Origin of the sequence: Ideonella sp., assembly GCF_035254525.1 — a bacterium.
Classification (GTDB): domain Bacteria; phylum Pseudomonadota; class Gammaproteobacteria; order Burkholderiales; family Burkholderiaceae_C; genus Ideonella.
This window is the reverse complement of record NZ_DATFAN010000061.1, coordinates 42,717-58,095: the sequence shown is the minus strand read 5'-3', so window position 1 is coordinate 58,095 and position 15,379 is coordinate 42,717. Positions and strand designations below refer to the sequence as shown.

Here is a 15,379-nt window from a genome sequence, read left to right as displayed (position 1 = left end):
ATTCCGGCGCGACGCGAACATCTTTCCGGCCGCCGGCCCGGTCCGGCCGCTAGCATCCGGCCGACAAGCCAACTGCCGGAGACAACGGATGAGCGTGATCACCAACATCGAGGACCTGCGCGTCCTGGCCCAACGGCGCGTGCCGCGCATGTTCTACGACTACGCCGACTCCGGCTCATGGACCGAGAGCACCTACCGCGCCAACGAGACTGACTTCGCCAAGATCAAGCTGCGCCAACGGGTGGCCGTGAACATGGAGGGCCGCTCGACCGCCACGACGATGATCGGCCAGCCGGTGGCGATGCCGGTGGCCATCGCGCCCACCGGCCTGACCGGCATGCAGCACGCCGACGGCGAGATCCTGGCCGCGCGCGCGGCCGAGGCCTTCGGCATCCCGTTCACGCTGTCGACGATGAGCATCTGCTCGATCGAGGACGTGGCAGCCCACACCAAGGCACCCTTCTGGTTCCAGCTCTACGTGATGAAGGACCGCGACTTCATCGAGCGCCTGATCGACCGCGCCAAGGCCGCGAAGTGCTCAGCGCTGATGCTGACGCTGGACCTGCAGATCCTCGGCCAGCGCCACAAGGACCTGAAGAACGGCCTGTCGGCGCCGCCGAAGCCGACGCTGGCCAACCTCCTGAACCTGATGACCAAGCCGCGCTGGGGGCTGGGGATGCTGGGCACTTCGCGGCGCGGCTTCGGCAACATCGTCGGCCACGTCAAGGGCGTCGAGAACATGGGCTCGCTGTCGGAGTGGACCGCCAAGCAGTTCGACCCCAGCCTGTCGTGGGCCGACGTGGAGTGGATCAAGAAGCGCTGGGACGGCAAGCTGATCCTCAAGGGCATCATGGATGCGGAGGACGCCCGCCTTGCGGCCGATTCCGGCGCCGACGCGCTGATCGTCAGCAACCACGGCGGTCGCCAGCTCGACGGCGCGCCCTCGTCGATCCAGGCGCTGCCGGCGATCGCCGACGCCGTGGGCTCGAAGATCGAGGTGTGGATGGACGGCGGCATCCGCTCCGGGCAGGACGTGCTGAAGGCCCGTGCACTCGGCGCCCGCGGCACGCTGATCGGCCGCGCCTTCCTCTACGGGCTGGGCGCGATGGGCGAGGCCGGCGTGGCCAAGGCGCTGGAGATCATCCACAGGGAGCTCGACCTGACGATGGCCTTCTGCGGCCACACGAAGATCGACACCGTCGATCGAGGGATTCTCCTGCCCGGCACGGCGCCTTGATCGGAGCCGGGGCTGCATATACTTCCGCGGCCCGGCAGAGCCCCTCATCCAGGGCTGCCGTCATGCCACGAAGGACTCCCATGAAGACCCGCCTCGCCTGCCTGCTCGCCACGCCCCTGCTGGCGCTTGCCGCCCACGCCGCCCATGCGGCCGACCCCGTCTACATCACGCTGGACCACTCCTCCGACGGCGTGATCGACAAGGCCTCGGCCCAGGCCGTGTGGAACGAGCTGCTGGCCGGCAAGGTCGTCAAGCTCAACAAGCTCTACCCGACCAAGCGCTGGGGCTTCGTCAGCGAGGTCGAGGGCGGCTTCAACCAAGGCAAGACCTGTGTCGTCACCGCCCGCGCGATGATGATGCCGGTGACGGTGGGCAAGTCGCTGGTGTTCAAGCCGAACAGGACCGCCACTGCCTTCGATGCCCTGCCCAACGCCACGCGCGAGCAATGCCAGGACCTGGCCAAGGCCAAGCTGAAGGAAGCCGCCAGCGGCGTGTTGTCCGGCCTGATGCAGTGATCAGGCGATGAAGGCCCAGACCGCGACGATCGCCATCGCCGTGGTCAGGGCGACGAAGTAGAAAAAGCCCAGGCTCACCACGCGCAGCGTGGTGGCCCACCAGCGGCCGCCATAGACCGCCTGCAAGGCGACGATCGAGTAGACCGGCATCGCCGCCATCGCCAGCCCCTTGACCCAGGGAATCGCCGCCAGCTGCACGATGACCATCGCGAAGAGGAAGGCGTGCAGGTGCAGTGCGAAGACCAGGTGCTCCGACCAGCGCATGCGCCGGTTGAAGTAGACGATCTTCAGCAGCAGGGCATACAGCGGCAGCAGCGCAAACATCGCGCTGCCCCAGTGGCTGACGAATCGCTCGGGCACCTTGCGCAGCTCGCGCTCCATGCCCTTGGCATCGAGCGAGAAACGTTCCTGCAAGCGCTCGCACCAGGCGGCGGGCGGCCCCTTGCAGACGAACCGGCCGTTCTCCATGCCGGCCTTGATCGAATCGGTGATCTCCAGGCGCGTGTTGTTGAACTCGTCGCTGCTGTCGAGGATCACCGGCTGCCCGGTCGGCGGACGCACCACGGTCGACCATTGCAGCGCCAGCAAGGCCACCACGCTGATCGTCAGGTACAGGCGCAGCGGCAGCACATAGCGCCGCTTGCGGCCGGCGAAGTACTCCTGGGTCAGCCGCCCAGGCAGGAACAGCAGCGTCAGCAGCGTGCGCCAGAGCGCCCCCTCCATCGCCACGTAACTGCCACCGAACTGCTGCAGGAACTCGCCCACCGTGGGCGGCTTCAGGGTGGTCTCCTGCCCGCAGTGGCCGCAGTAGTTGGGCCGGGGCTCGACGAGCAGCGAGCCGCAATTGCGGCAGGCCTCGGGCGGGGGAACGGCGGTGACAGTGACGGCGCTCACGGCGCTGGATTATTGCGAGAACTGGCGGTACTTCGCGGGTCTTTTCGCGCTCAAGATTCCGCCCCCGCCCGGCACCATGTGAGCTGACATGGCCGATTCCGCCCAGGACCGCACCTTACCCGCGTCAGAGCGGAAGAAAAGCCGCGCCCGCGAGGACGGGCAGATACCGCGTTCGCGCGACCTGGGCCACTTCGCGGCGCTGGCCGCCGGCGGCGCGCTGATGATGGCCGGTGCGAGGCCGCTGTCGGGCTGGCTGCAGCAGTTGCTGAGCAATGGCCTGCGCTTCGACCACGAGATGATCGCCAACCCGGACGCGATGGGCCGGCAGTTCTGGTCGCTCGCCGCGCAGGGGCTGATGGTCATCGTGCCGATGGGCCTGCTGATGGCCGTGGTGGCGATCCTCGCCGCCGTGCTGTCGGGTGGCTGGAACGTCAGCTTCAAGGCGCTGCAGCCGAATTTCGGCCGCTTCAACCCGATCGCCGGCATCGGGCGCCTGTTTGCCAAGCAGCACCTGCTGGACCTGCTGAAGATGTGCGTGCTGGCCGCGGTGATCGGCACCGTCGGCGTGCTCTACCTCAAGTCGCAGTGGCAGGGCCTGGCCCAGTTGCTGGCGATGCCGCTGCCCGAGGGCATCGCGACGCTGTCGCACACGATCGCCGCCGGCTTCGGGCTGATGCTGCTGGTGATCGGCGGCTGGGCCCTGATCGACGTACCGATGCAGCGCCAACTGTGGCTCGGCCGCCTGAAGATGACCCGCGAGGAAGTCAAGCAGGAGCACAAGGAAGCCGAGGGCAACGTCGAGGTCAAGGGCAAGATCAAGGCCCGCATGCGCGAGATGGTGCGCAAGCGCATGCTCGCCGCCGTGCCGCAGGCCGACCTGGTGGTGATGAACCCGACCCACTATGCCGTCGCGCTGAAGTACGACGAAGCGAAGATGGGCGCGCCGCGCGTGGTCGCCAAGGGCACCGATCTGCTGGCGCTGAAGATCCGCGACCTGGCGCGCGACGCCAAGGTGCCAGTGCTGCAGGCGCCGCCGCTGGCGCGCGCGCTGTATGCGCATTGCGAGCTCGACCAGGAGGTGCCGGCCGCGCTGTTCGCCGCCGTGGCGCAGGTGCTGGCCTGGGTCTACGCGCTGCGCCGCACGCCCAATGCGGCGATCGCGCAGCCGAGCATCAGCGTGCCCGACGAGCTCGACCCCCAGTCGCCTGCCTTCCACGCCAAGGGCCGCCGCCCGGCGCGCTGACCACGGCGCGCGCGGCGCCGCCGCTTCAAGTGGCGTGCGCGGACCCGGCTTTGCCGGTCCGCTGCGCGAGCCCCCCAGGGGGGGGCAGCCCCCGGAAGGGGGCGTGGGGGCCCACGAACACAGCCGGTTTCCCGGCCCTTTTCCGGCTCAAGTTTTCCGGCCGCCCGGGCAACATCCGGTTTCACGATGCCCGCCTGCTGACTGCTGCCGATGAACGCGCTCCAACAACAACTGCAAGCCCTGTTCGGCGCCCAGAACGCCGTGCTGCTGCGTGCGCTGATGGCGCCGGTGTTCATCGTGATGGTCCTGGCGATGATGGTGCTGCCGCTGCCGCCGTTCGCGCTGGACCTGTTCTTCACCTTCAACATCGCGATGTCGCTGATGGTCATGCTGGTTGCGGCCAACATGATCAAGCCGCTCGATTTCGCGGCCTTCCCGACCGTGCTGCTGGTCACCACGCTGCTGCGGCTGTCGCTCAACGTGGCCTCGACCCGCGTCGTGCTGATCGAAGGCCATACCGGCCCCGGCGCCGCCGGCAAGGTGATCGAGGCCTTCGGCCACTTCCTGATCGGCGGCAACTTCGCCGTCGGCCTGATCGTCTTCGCGATCCTGGTGGTCATCAACTTCATCGTGATCACCAAGGGCGCCGAGCGCATCGCCGAGGTCGGCGCGCGCTTCACCCTCGATGCGATGCCCGGCAAGCAGATGGCCATCGACGCCGACCTGAACGCCGGCCTGATCGACGAGGCCGAAGCCAGGAAGCGCCGCTCCGAAGTCGGCGAGGAAGCCGATTTCTTCGGCTCGATGGATGGTGCCTCGAAGTTCGTGCGCGGCGATGCGGTCGCCGGCATGCTGATCCTGCTGATCAACGTGGTCGGCGGTTTCACCATCGGTGTCGCGCAGCACGACCTGTCGGCCTCCGAAGCGGCCAGCTCCTACATCCTGCTGGCGGTCGGTGACGCGCTGGTCGCGCAGATCCCCGGCCTGCTGATCTCGGTGGCCGCGGCGATGGTGGTCTCGCGCGTGGGCTCCGAGCACGACATCGGCCACCAGATCCGCACCCAGGTCTTCAACTCGCCGCGCGCGCTCGGCCTCACCGCCGGCATCATCGGCCTGCTGGGCCTGGTGCCGGGCATGCCGCACCTGGTGTTCCTGCTGATGGCCGGCGTGATCGGCTACTACGCCTGGTGGCTGACCCAGCGCGCCAAGCGCGAAGCGAAGCAGCCGAAGATCGACGCAACCCAGGCCGCCCCGGCCGCGAACGCCGAGGCCACCTGGGACGACCTGCAGCCCGTCGACACGCTGGGCCTGGAAGTGGGCTACCGGCTGATCGCGCTGGTCGACAAGGACCGCAAGGGCGACCTGCTCGCCCGCATCAAGGGCATCCGCAAGAAGTTCGCGCAGGAGGTGGGGTTCCTGCCGCCTTCGGTGCACATCCGCGACAACCTGGATCTGAAGCCCAGCATGTACCGCGTCACGCTGCGCGGCGCGGTGGTCGGCGAGGGCGAAGCCTTCCCCGGCATGCAGCTGGCCATCAACCCGGGCGGCTCGGTGCCCCAGCTGCCGGGCACGAAGACCGTCGACCCGGCCTTCGGTCTGCCCGCCGTGTGGATCGAGGAGCGCCACCGCGAGCAGGCGCAAATGAGTGGCTATACGGTGGTTGATTGCTCGACCGTGGTGGCGACCCACCTTTCACACTTGATGCAAGTGAATGCAGCCAAGCTGCTGGGCCGGATCGAGACCCAGGCGCTGGTCGAGCATGTGACGAAACTGGCCCCAAAACTCATCGAAGACGTGGTCCCCAAGATGGTTGGCATCGCAACGTTGCAGAAGGTCTTGCAGCTGCTGCTCGACGAAGGCGTGCACATCCGCGACTACCGCTCGATCATCGAATGCCTGGCCGAGCACGCCTCGATGGTGACCGACCCGGCCGAGCTGGCCCGCCGCATCCGCATCCACCTGGCCCCGGCCATCGTCCAGCAGATCTACGGCCCCGCCAAGGAGCTGGACGTCATCGCGCTGGAGCCCGATCTCGAGCGCATGGTCAACCAGGCCCTGAACTCGCCGCACGGCGCGGTGCTGGACCCGGGCGTGGCCGAGGCCCTGACCAAGCAGGCCGCCGAGAGCGTGCGCAAGCAGGAGAACCTGGGCGTGCCCGCCTGCCTGCTGGTGCCCGATGCGCTGCGCGCACCGCTGGCCCGGTTGCTGAAGCGTGCCGCCCCTCGCCTGAAGGTGCTGGCGCACAGCGAGATTCCTGAGACCCATTCGATCCGGATCGGCTCGATCATTGGAGCAACATCGTGAACGTCAAGCGCTTTACGGCCCGCACCTCCCGCGAGGCATTCGCCCTGGTCCGCCAGGCGTTCGGCGAAGACGCGGTGGTGCTGTCGACCAAGCCGGCACCCGAAGGCGTCGAAGTGCTCGCGATGGCGCCCGATTCGGTGGCGCAGATCGAGAAGGTCGCCGAGACCGCGCCGCTCGTCAGCGCCGCTCGCACGGCCCCGGCCGCCCGCCCCACCCCGCGCGGCGAAAGCCTCGCCGCCCGCGTCGAGCGCCAGAACGCCCAGCCGGCCGCCGGCCGCCGCGCCGCCGCCGACGTGCAGGAAGACGTCGAGCAGATGGCGATGAGCACGCTGTCGTTCCAGGACTACGTTCGCGAGCGCATGCTCAAGCGCCGCCAGGCCGCGCTCGGCCAGGACGACATCGCCAGCCCCGCCATCGCGGCCGACCGCCCATCCGAGCGTCATGTGGCGCGCGCCGCGGCCGAAGCCCCGGCCCGCCGCCCGCTGCCACGCGCCGACGAAGGCAGCCGCACCGAGCCGCGCGCCGAACCGCGTGATTTCGCCGCCTCGATGCCCAGCCTGTCGGCCATGCCGGCGATGCACGACGACGGCCCCGGCGCCGCCGCCGCCCGCCGCGACCAGCAGGACATGATGAACGAGCTGCGCTCGATGAAGGGCCTGATCGAAGAGCGCTTCGGCGCGCTGGCCTTCATGGAGAAGCTGCAGCGCCAGCCGCGCCAGGCCCTGCTCGCGCAGAAGCTGCTCGACGCCGGCTTCTCGCCCGGCCTGATCCGCAAGCTGGTCGACGCGCTGCCCGCCAACGCGGCCGACGAAATGGTCTGGGCCACCAGCGTACTCGAGCGCAACCTGTTCGCCGGCGACCACGAGCCCGCGCTCGAAGAGCAAGGCGGCGTCTACGCGCTGATCGGCTCCACCGGCGTCGGCAAGACCACCAGCACCGCCAAGCTGGCCGCCGCCTTTGCCACCCAGTACGGCGCCGCCAACCTGGGCCTGATCACGCTGGACGCCTACCGCGTCGGCGCCCACGAGCAGCTGCGCGCCTACGGCCGCATCCTCGGCGTGCCGGTGCACACCGCGCACGACCGCGCCTCGCTCGAAGACCTGCTCGAGCTGCTGGCAGGCAAGAAGATGGTGCTGATCGACACCGCCGGCATGGCCCAGCGCGACAGCCGCACCCGCGAGCTGCTGGACATGCTCTCGCACCGCTCGATCCAGCGCCTGCTGGTGGTCGACGCGGCGGCCCAGGGCGAGACCATCGACGAGGTGATCACCAACTGGCGGGCCGCCCAGTGCAAGGGCGTCGTGCTGTCGAAGATCGACGAGGCCGTCAAGTTGGCCCCGGCGCTCGACGCGCTGATCCGCCACAAGCTGAAGGTGCTGGGCGTGGCCAACGGCCAGCGCGTGCCCGAAGACTGGCACCGCCTGTCGTCCCAGGCCCTGGTGCAGCGCGCGCTGCGCGCCACCACCAACCCGACCTGGAAGCTCGAGGCCGACGACGTGCAACTCGTCTTCGCCTCGGCGCCGCGCGGCGGCCGGTCCATCGGCTCGGCCGGCGCCTCGCCGCTGCACGCCTGAGCACGCCGCACACCATGCGAAGCCAGACCCCCACGATGGACGAGTGGTACGCGCCGCCGGTCGACCAGGCCGAGGGCCTGCGCCGGCTGTTCGCCTCCGGCCGCCGGCAGCGCCTGGTGCCGGTCGCCTTCAACGCGCATGTCGACTGCACGCCCGTGCTGCTCGAGCGGCTGGCCGGTGCCTTCACCGAGCTCGGCGCCCACACGCTGGTCATCGACGCGGCCGACAGTGCACCACGCGCCAATGCGGTGGCCGAGATCGACCTGGCCGCGGCGATCGAATCGCTGGGCCCGAACATGAGCTACCTCGCCGCGCGCGGCCTGCCGCTGCGCCACGTGAACTCGCGCGGCTCGTGCGAGGCCTGGCTCAGCGCGGTCGAGACGGCGGCGCCGCAGGCCGACGTGCTGCTGCTGCATGCCAACGCACGCGACCTCGTTCGCCTGCTCGGCCGGCGCGAGGTGCGCCCGGTGCTGACGACCTCGCTCGACCCGGCCAGCCTGACCGATGCCTACACCTCGATGAAGCTGCTGGCCCAGCGCTCCAGCCTGATGACCTTCGACCTGCTGACCGGCATGGCCGGCGCGCCCCGGGCCGCGCAGCGCATCGCCGAGCGGCTGGCCAGCTGTGCCGATTCCTTCCTCGGCGCGGTGGTGCGTGAAGCCGTCTGGCTCGACAAGCGCGACCCGCTCGATGCGCCCGCGACGCCGGCGCTGGCGCGCCTGGCCGCCAATCAGCTGCTCGACCCCGAAGCGCCCGACACCGGCTTCGGCCCCGGCGCCCTGGCCGCCGCCCACGAACAACACGTCTACTGACACGCCCCCCGGGAGACCGCCCATGTACACCGCCACCGGACGCCTCGACTCCAACGCGTTGCTCAAGCAGTACAGCCCGCTGGTGCGCCGGCTCGCGCACCAGATGATCGCCAAGCTGCCCGCCAACGTGGAGATCGACGACCTGATCCAGGTCGGCATGATCGGCCTGCACGACGCGCTGGGCCGCTTCGACACCGACCAGGGCGTGCAGTTCGAGACCTTCGCCACCCAGCGCATCCGCGGCGCGATGCTCGACGAGCTGCGCGGCAGCGACTGGATGAGCCGCGGCAACCGCCGCCAGCAGCGCGAGATCGAAACCGCCGTGCACAAGCTCGAGCAGCGCCTGGGCCGCGCGCCGCAGGAGAGCGAGATCGCCAAGGAGCTCGGCGTCAGCCTGACCGACTACCAGGACACCCTGACCAAGGTGCGCGGCACGCAGCTGGTCTACCTGGAAGACATGTCGGGTGACGAGGGCGGCGACGAATTCCTCGACCGCCACGTCGCCAACGAAGATGCCAACCCCCTGTCCCAGCTGCAGGACCACCGCATGCGCCAGGCGCTGGTGGACGCCATCAAGAAGCTGCCCGAGCGCGAGCAGTACGTGATGAGCATGTACTACGAGCACGACATGAACCTGAAGGAAATCGCCGCCGTGCTCGGCGTGACCGAGTCGCGCGTGTGCCAGCTGCACAGCCAGTCGATCGCCCGGCTGAGGGTCAAGTTGCGCGAGTGGTGATTCGGCGCCAGGATCTACGGCCAAGGCACGCGCCTTGCCCCGGAGATCCGCATGAAAACGCTGCTCCTCATCCGCCACGCCAAGTCCGGCAAGGACGACCCCACTCTGGCCGACCGTGACCGGCCGCTGAACGACCGCGGCCTGCGCGACGCCTCCCGCATGGGCGAGCGCCTCGCCCGGCGCGGCGTGCACCCGGACCTGATCCTCACGAGCCCGGCGCTGCGCGCGCTGAGCACGGCCCAGTTGATCGCCGACGCGCTCGGCCACCCGCGCACTTCGATCGTCGCGGACGAGCGCCTTTACGAGTCGACGCCGCCCGCGCTGCTGGCGATCGTGCGTGACACCGAAGACCGCCACCGCACGCTGATGCTGGTGGGCCACAACCCCGAGATCAGCGCCCTGGCCCACCGCCTGGCGCCCGACATCACCGAGATGCCGACCTGCGCGGTGCTCGAGTGCGGCTTCGACGCGGCCAGCTGGGCCGATGTCGGCGATCGGCACCCGGTGCGCGTGAACCTCGACAGCCCGAAGGGCCTGCCCGGTCAGTAACCGATGCCGCGCGCCATCAGCGCCGCGAGCAAGGGAATCAGCGTGAGCAGGCCCAGTTGCGCCAGCATCCAGCGGCGCAGGTCGTAGACCGCCGCGGCATCGGGCAGCGCGGTCTGCTTGCGCCAGCGGATCAGCCGCACCGTCGGCACCGCCGACAGCAACCCGACAGCCACGAAGACGCCGATCTTGGCCCAGAAGACCGGGTTCGATGCGTAATAGCTCCAGCCCTTGGCCCCGAAGACGGCGCGCACGAAGCCGGCCAGCACCACCGCGCCGGCCAGCGCGCCGTAGACCTGGTCGAGCCGGGCGAGCTGGCGCAGCCGGTCGCCGTCGGTCAGGCCATCTACCAGCACCAGCTCGGCGAACAGCACCGCCACCAGCGAAAAGACCAGCAGGTGGTGCAACGAAGCCAGCAGCGCATCGAGGATCATCGGGTCCATATCTTTCCACCGTCAAGATCAAAGTGGGGCGATTCTCAAACCTTAACTTGACGCTGTCAAGTTAGAATCCCTGATGGCCTCGCGGCGAGATATTCCCCCCACGGCAGACACCTACCACCACGGCGCGCTGCGCGAGGCGCTGATCGCCGCCGCCGAGACGCTGCTACGCGAGCAGGGGCTGGAGGCGTTCACGCTGCGCGAGTGCGCGCGCCGTGCCGGCGTCTCGCACGCCGCCCCGGCGCACCACTTCGGCGATGCACGCGGCCTGCTCAGCGCCTGCGCCGCCGCCGGCCTGGCGCGCCTGGCCGACACGATGGACGGCTATCTCTCGCTCGCGCCGGCCGGCGATGCCACCGCACGGCTGCGCGCGGTCGGCCAGGCCTACATCGATTTCGCGCTGACCAACCGGGCCTTGTTCCAGCTGATGTTCCGCCGCGACCGGCTCGACCCGCAGGACGCCGCCCTGCGCGCCGCCGGGCAGCGCGTGGGCGATGCACTGCGCGACTCGATCGACGCGTTGCTGGCCGAGCGCCGCCTCCCGGCGGCCGAGCGAGGCCAGCGCATCCTGCTGGCCTGGTCGCTGGTGCACGGCTACGTCACGCTGGTGCTCGAGCAGCAGACCGGCGAGCTCTTCGGCCTGGCGGCCGACGCAGCCGACTCCGGCGCCGCCGCCAGCGCCATGGGCGCGGAGCTGCTGCGCCTGCTGATCGATGGCCTGGCGCGGCCCGTGGCCGCGCCAGGCAGCGCCTGACTCGAGGGCATCAAGGGAAGGTGAAGCTCATCGGCGGCACCGGCAGCTTGGCGTCGATGGCCTGCGTCTTGACCACCCCGCCGGACGCGGCCTCGATGGTGTACAGGCCGGTGGCCGTGAGGTCGGCGCTGAAGCTGATCGAGGTCGGCGCTGCGACGTAGACCGTGCTTTCCGGCGGATCCAGCGGCAGCGTGAAGCTGAAGGCGCCGCTGAGCGCGTCGACCGCGGCGTACTGCACCTCGACCGTCGGTCCGCCGTTGAACGATTGCAGCGCGCGCACCGTCGCCGTGGCCGGCGTCACCGTGCCGGCGACCGACGCGGTGCCGAAGGCGGCGACCGACGGCACGATCGGCACGACCGCGGTGCTGACGTTGGTCACCGCCACCGTGTCGACCGGCACGCCGGTCATCACGGCGGTCGCGCGGCCCTCGGCGCTGACCACCAGCTCGTAGTTGCCGGCCGGCACCGGGTACAGCACGAACTTGCCCGCCAGGTCGGGCGCCGTGGCCTTGACGACCACACCACCCTGCTGGACGCTGACCAGCGTGCTCGGCAGCGCGATGGCCGGGTCGAGATACCCCACCACGCCCTGACCGGCGGTCGTGAGCATCGGGGTCGCGGTGATGACCGGCTTCAGGTTGTAGCGGCCGGAGTTGCCTGCCTTCACGACCGAGCGGCAGGCATCGAAATCGAGCACCACGTCGACCGCCTGGCCCTCGGCCACGTCGACATCCATGTTGACCTTCAGGCCGCTCTGCTGGCCACTGGGCGTGTGCAACTCGGTCTCGGCCTCGCCGGTCGGGATGACCGAATTCGCCAGCGGCTGGGCCTGGCTGTTATCGACCAGCACCAGCCGAAGCTGCGTGTACTTGCCGGCCGGCAGCGGGGTTTCGCCGAGCGCCTCGACGATACCGTTCTGCAGCGTCAGCAGGTCGACGCGCTTGGCCGGGTTCATGACGATCTCGGTCCAGCCGGCGTCGTTGTCCCCGGCATCCGCGCTCTGGTTGACGCGGATGCGGTCGATCGTGACGTTCACCTCGTCATAGCCGCAGGCGGGAGCATCGGTCAGCGACACGCGCATCACGCCCGTGCCGCCGATGCCCCCGCCGCCGCCACCGCTGCCACCTCCACAACCAGCCAGCAGCAGGCCCAACGCCGCGCAGGCCGACAACACCATGCGTTGCAGCTTCATGTTCATTCTCCTGATGAATCGGAGGGGCCGATGGGCTCCTCGAAGTAATAGATGCCGACGCCGACCCGTGCCGCATGCGGCTCGGAGCCTGTCTCGGTCTCGCTCTTGGTCTCGTGATGGGCAACGCCCGTGTCGTGCTCTTGCAGCCAGCCGTCAAGCCGCTCGAGCAAGGCCTGGGCCTGCATCGCGCTGAGCTTGCGCAGCGCGGGCAAGGCCGCTGTCGGAATGCGGTGGTACATGACCTTGCGCTGGAATCGCGGGTCGGCCAGGCCGGGGGCGAGGTTGTGGTCGATCGTCGCGATCAGGTCGGCCACGTCGCTGCCGAGGATCGCCAACTTGTCCGTCGCGCTGATCGCGGGCACGTAGGCGCGCGCCTGCAGCACGACGCGGCCCGCGTCGTCGCGCCGCACCGCACCGACGCGCAGCAACTCGTCCATGACCGCGCGCGGCGGCACGTCGCCGCCATGGCGCCGCACGAGGCCGGCGAAACCCTGCTCCCCCTCGTCGGCCAGCGGGCGCGGCTGGCCGTTCGAGTCACGGAAGTCGGCGTCGCGCAGCCAGCCGGTCAGCACGCGCGCAGCGCGGTTGTAGCGCTCGCCCTCCTCGCCCGGGGCCGGCGCCGGCTCGGAAAGCAGGTGCCGCACCTCCTTGCGCGTCAGGCCCGACAGGATGGCGGCGCGCGACACCGACGGCAGCTTGCCCTCGATCGCGAACTCCTTCATCGCCACGTCGACGTAGACCCGCTTGGCGATCGCCTCGAAGGCCAGAAACGACACCGACTGCCGCAGCAGCAGGCGGAACAGCGGCCGCAGCAGGCTGGCAAGTGCCGCTTCGAGCACGCCTTGGCGGGGGATGGGAGCGTCCATGATTGGGAAAATTTTCCCAAATCATGCGCCGCCTCCATGCTGACGACTGTTCGAAGTTGTGACCGGGTGCCGTGTCCGCCAGAACTGTCCGCCCGGCTGTCCGCGGACACCGTCGGCGAGCCGCGATCAGTGGTAAGCGCTTGATTAAGAAGAAGAATCCTGGGATTCCCCGGCTGGTACGCAGCTTGCGAAATGACACCCCGACGCCACCCCACCCCAATGCCGGACACCATGATTCGAGACACCTCTGCGCAAGACCGCGCCCTCGCCCCCCAACCGCTCTGGCGGCGGCGCCGGGCCCAGGTGCTGGCCGCGGTCGGCGGTGGGGTCGCGCTGGCGCTGGCGGCCTGGGCCTGGCCGGGGCTGACGCGCGGACTGCAGGCGGGGCAGTCGGTCAGCCAGGCCCGGCTGGCACTGGCCGAGGTCGAGCGCGGGCCCCTGACGCGCGATGTTGCCGGCGAAGGCAAGGTCGTCGCCGCGGTCAGCCCGACGCTGTACGCCGGCAGCGCCGGCTCCCTGAGCCTGCTGGTCCAGGCCGGCGACCCGGTCAAGCAGGGCCAGCCGCTGGTGCGCATCGCCAGCCCCGAACTCAACGCCCGCCTGGCGCAGGAGCGCTCGAACGCCGATGCACTGCACAGCGAGGCGCTGCGTGCCGAGGCCGACGCCCGCCAGCAGCGTGCGATCGCGCAGGGCCAGCTCGAGACCGCGGCCATCGCCCACAAGGCCGCGCAGAACGAGCTGGCTCGCCAGACCCAGGCCTTCGACGCCGGCGCCACCGCGCGCTCGCAGGTCGACCAGGCGCGTGACGCGGTCGAGCGCGCCCAGGTCGCGCTGAAGCAGGCGCAGGAGCTGTCGACTTTGAAGGACGACGCGATGCGCTTCGAGCTGCAGGCCAAGCGCCAGGCCTTCGAGCGCCAGCAGCTCCTGGTCAAGGACATCGAGCGCCAGAGCGGCGAGCTGACGGTGCGCTCGCCGGTGGACGGCCAGGTCGGCCAGCTCTTCGTCGCCGACCGCATGAGCGTGGCCAAGGACGCCAGGCTGCTGACGATCATCGACCTGTCGCAGCTCGAGGTGCAGATGCAGGTCGCCGAGAGCTTCGCACGCGAGCTGCAGCCGGGCATGCCGGGCGAGATCAGCGGCAACAGCCAGCGCTGGGCCGGCCGCGTCAGCTCGGTCTCGCCCGAGGTCGTCAACGGCGAGGTCGCCGCGCGCCTGCGCTTCGACGGCGCGGTGCCCGAGCAGCTGCGCCAGAACCAGCGGCTGTCGGTGCGCGTGCTGCTGGACAGGCGCGACAACGTGCTGAGCGTCGCCCGCGGCAGCTTCGTCGACGAAGGCGGCGGCCGCACCGCCTACGTGCTGCGCGACGGCATCGCCGAAAAGCGCGCCATCAAGCTCGGCGCGCAAAGCCTGGCCAAGGTCGAGGTGCTCGAGGGCCTGCAGCCCGGCGAGCGCGTCGTGATCTCCGGCGCCGACCACTTCCGCGGCGCCGAGCGCGTCGTGATCACCCCTTGAATCGCCCCACAACGACCCAGGAGCCCACCCCATGCTGAAGATGCAATCCCTGGCCAAGGTCTATCGCACCGAGATGGTCGAGACCTACGCGCTGCGCCACTTCGACCTCGAAGTGCGCGAAGGCGAATTCGTCGCCGTCACCGGCCCCTCGGGCTCGGGCAAGACCACCTTCCTGACGATCGCCGGCCTGCTGGAGGCGTTCACCTCGGGTCGATACGAGCTCGACGGCGTCGACGTCAGCCGCATGGGCGACGACGAGCGCTCGCGCATCCGCAACCAGAAGATCGGCTTCATCTTCCAGGCCTTCAACCTGATCCCCGACCTGAACGTGATCGACAACATCGAGGTGCCCTTGCGCTACCGCGGGCTGCCCGGGGCCGAGCGGCGCCAGCGCGCGGCCGATGCGCTGGCCCGCGTCGGCCTGTCGGCACGCGCGCGGCACTACCCGAGCGAGCTGTCGGGCGGCCAGCAGCAGCGCGTGGCGATCGCCCGCGCGCTGGCCGGGCAGCCGAAGCTGCTGCTGGCCGACGAACCGACCGGCAACCTCGACAGCCAGATGGCACGCAGCGTGATGGACCTGCTGGAGGAGCTGCACCGCGAGGGGGCGACGATCGTGATGGTCACGCACGACCCTCAGCTCGCCGCGCGCGCGCAGCGTAACGTGCACGTGATCGACGGCCAGGTCGTCGACATCGCCGCCGAGCTGCATCTGGACCCGGCGCTGCTGCGCCCGCACGCCGCCTCGGCCTCCTGA

Annotated in this window: 15 protein-coding genes; 11 read left to right on the top strand and 4 right to left on the bottom strand. The window is 69.9% G+C overall.

Annotated elements, in window-relative coordinates; all coding sequences use genetic code 11:
* Positions 1-88 precede the first annotated feature (88 nt).
* Together VJ693_RS05720 and VJ693_RS05715 are read left to right on the top strand one after the other, a co-directional pair.
* Complete coding sequence (locus VJ693_RS05720) at positions 89-1,237, top strand: alpha-hydroxy acid oxidase (RefSeq protein ID WP_324152546.1); 1,149 nt, start codon at positions 89-91, stop codon at positions 1,235-1,237.
* Positions 1,238-1,317: 80 nt separating this feature from the next.
* Positions 1,318-1,752 (top strand): hypothetical protein, encoded by a 435-nt coding sequence (locus VJ693_RS05715; RefSeq protein WP_324152545.1) that lies wholly within the window; start codon positions 1,318-1,320, stop codon positions 1,750-1,752.
* Here VJ693_RS05715 and VJ693_RS05710 read toward each other — a convergent pair whose 3' ends face one another.
* Positions 1,753-2,646 (bottom strand): DUF3667 domain-containing protein, encoded by an 894-nt coding sequence (locus VJ693_RS05710; RefSeq protein ID WP_324152544.1) that lies wholly within the window; start codon positions 2,644-2,646, stop codon positions 1,753-1,755.
* A gap of 88 nt (positions 2,647-2,734) precedes the next feature.
* Here VJ693_RS05710 and flhB point away from each other — a divergent pair, with 88 nt between their 5' ends.
* From flhB to VJ693_RS05680, 6 genes are all read left to right on the top strand, one after another.
* Entirely contained in the window at positions 2,735-3,889 is a 1,155-nt protein-coding gene (gene flhB, locus VJ693_RS05705; RefSeq protein WP_324152543.1) for a flagellar biosynthesis protein FlhB, read from the top strand.
* A 210-nt stretch (positions 3,890-4,099) separates the two neighbouring features.
* The gene (flhA, locus tag VJ693_RS05700) at positions 4,100-6,193 is read left to right on the top strand and encodes a flagellar biosynthesis protein FlhA (RefSeq protein ID WP_324152542.1); all 2,094 of its coding nucleotides are present in this window, start codon (positions 4,100-4,102) and stop codon (positions 6,191-6,193) included.
* Positions 6,190-7,767, top strand: coding sequence for a flagellar biosynthesis protein FlhF (gene flhF / locus VJ693_RS05695; RefSeq protein ID WP_324152541.1), 1,578 nt, complete (start codon positions 6,190-6,192; stop codon positions 7,765-7,767). The genes flhA and flhF overlap by 4 nt, the downstream gene beginning before the upstream one ends.
* Positions 7,768-7,781: 14 nt before the next feature.
* Positions 7,782-8,579 carry a flagellar biosynthesis protein gene (locus tag VJ693_RS05690; RefSeq protein ID WP_324152540.1) on the top strand — a complete coding sequence of 266 codons (798 nt, stop codon included), beginning with the start codon at positions 7,782-7,784 and terminating at the stop codon, positions 8,577-8,579.
* Between the two features lie 22 nt (positions 8,580-8,601).
* Positions 8,602-9,315, top strand: a complete 714-nt coding sequence (locus VJ693_RS05685; RefSeq protein WP_324152539.1) for an RNA polymerase sigma factor FliA — start codon at positions 8,602-8,604, stop codon at positions 9,313-9,315.
* 51 nt (positions 9,316-9,366) lie between these two features.
* Positions 9,367-9,864, top strand: coding sequence for a histidine phosphatase family protein (locus tag VJ693_RS05680; protein WP_324152538.1), 498 nt, complete (start codon positions 9,367-9,369; stop codon positions 9,862-9,864).
* Here the strand turns inward: VJ693_RS05680 and VJ693_RS05675 are convergent.
* Complete coding sequence (locus tag VJ693_RS05675; protein ID WP_324152537.1) at positions 9,858-10,304, bottom strand: DUF2214 family protein; 447 nt, start codon at positions 10,302-10,304, stop codon at positions 9,858-9,860. The genes VJ693_RS05680 and VJ693_RS05675 overlap by 7 nt on opposite strands.
* A 73-nt stretch (positions 10,305-10,377) precedes the next feature.
* Here VJ693_RS05675 and VJ693_RS05670 point away from each other — a divergent pair, with 73 nt between their 5' ends.
* The gene (locus tag VJ693_RS05670) at positions 10,378-11,055 is read left to right on the top strand and encodes a TetR/AcrR family transcriptional regulator (RefSeq protein ID WP_324152536.1); all 678 of its coding nucleotides are present in this window, start codon (positions 10,378-10,380) and stop codon (positions 11,053-11,055) included.
* Positions 11,056-11,065: 10 nt separating this feature from the next.
* Here the strand turns inward: VJ693_RS05670 and VJ693_RS05665 are convergent, their stop codons facing one another.
* Both VJ693_RS05665 and VJ693_RS05660 read right to left on the bottom strand, forming a co-directional pair.
* Positions 11,066-12,247 carry a DUF4382 domain-containing protein gene (locus VJ693_RS05665; RefSeq protein ID WP_324152535.1) on the bottom strand — a complete coding sequence of 394 codons (1,182 nt, stop codon included), beginning with the start codon at positions 12,245-12,247 and terminating at the stop codon, positions 11,066-11,068.
* Between the two features lie 2 nt (positions 12,248-12,249).
* Entirely contained in the window at positions 12,250-13,113 is an 864-nt protein-coding gene (locus tag VJ693_RS05660; protein WP_324152534.1) for a DUF6502 family protein, read from the bottom strand.
* A gap of 231 nt (positions 13,114-13,344) precedes the next feature.
* Here VJ693_RS05660 and VJ693_RS05655 point away from each other — a divergent pair, with 231 nt between their 5' ends.
* Positions 13,345-14,625, top strand: a complete 1,281-nt coding sequence (locus VJ693_RS05655) for an efflux RND transporter periplasmic adaptor subunit (RefSeq protein ID WP_324152533.1) — start codon at positions 13,345-13,347, stop codon at positions 14,623-14,625.
* A gap of 31 nt (positions 14,626-14,656) precedes the next feature.
* Positions 14,657-15,379: an ABC transporter ATP-binding protein gene (locus VJ693_RS05650; RefSeq protein WP_324152532.1), complete on the top strand. Its 723-nt coding sequence runs from the start codon at positions 14,657-14,659 to the stop codon at positions 15,377-15,379.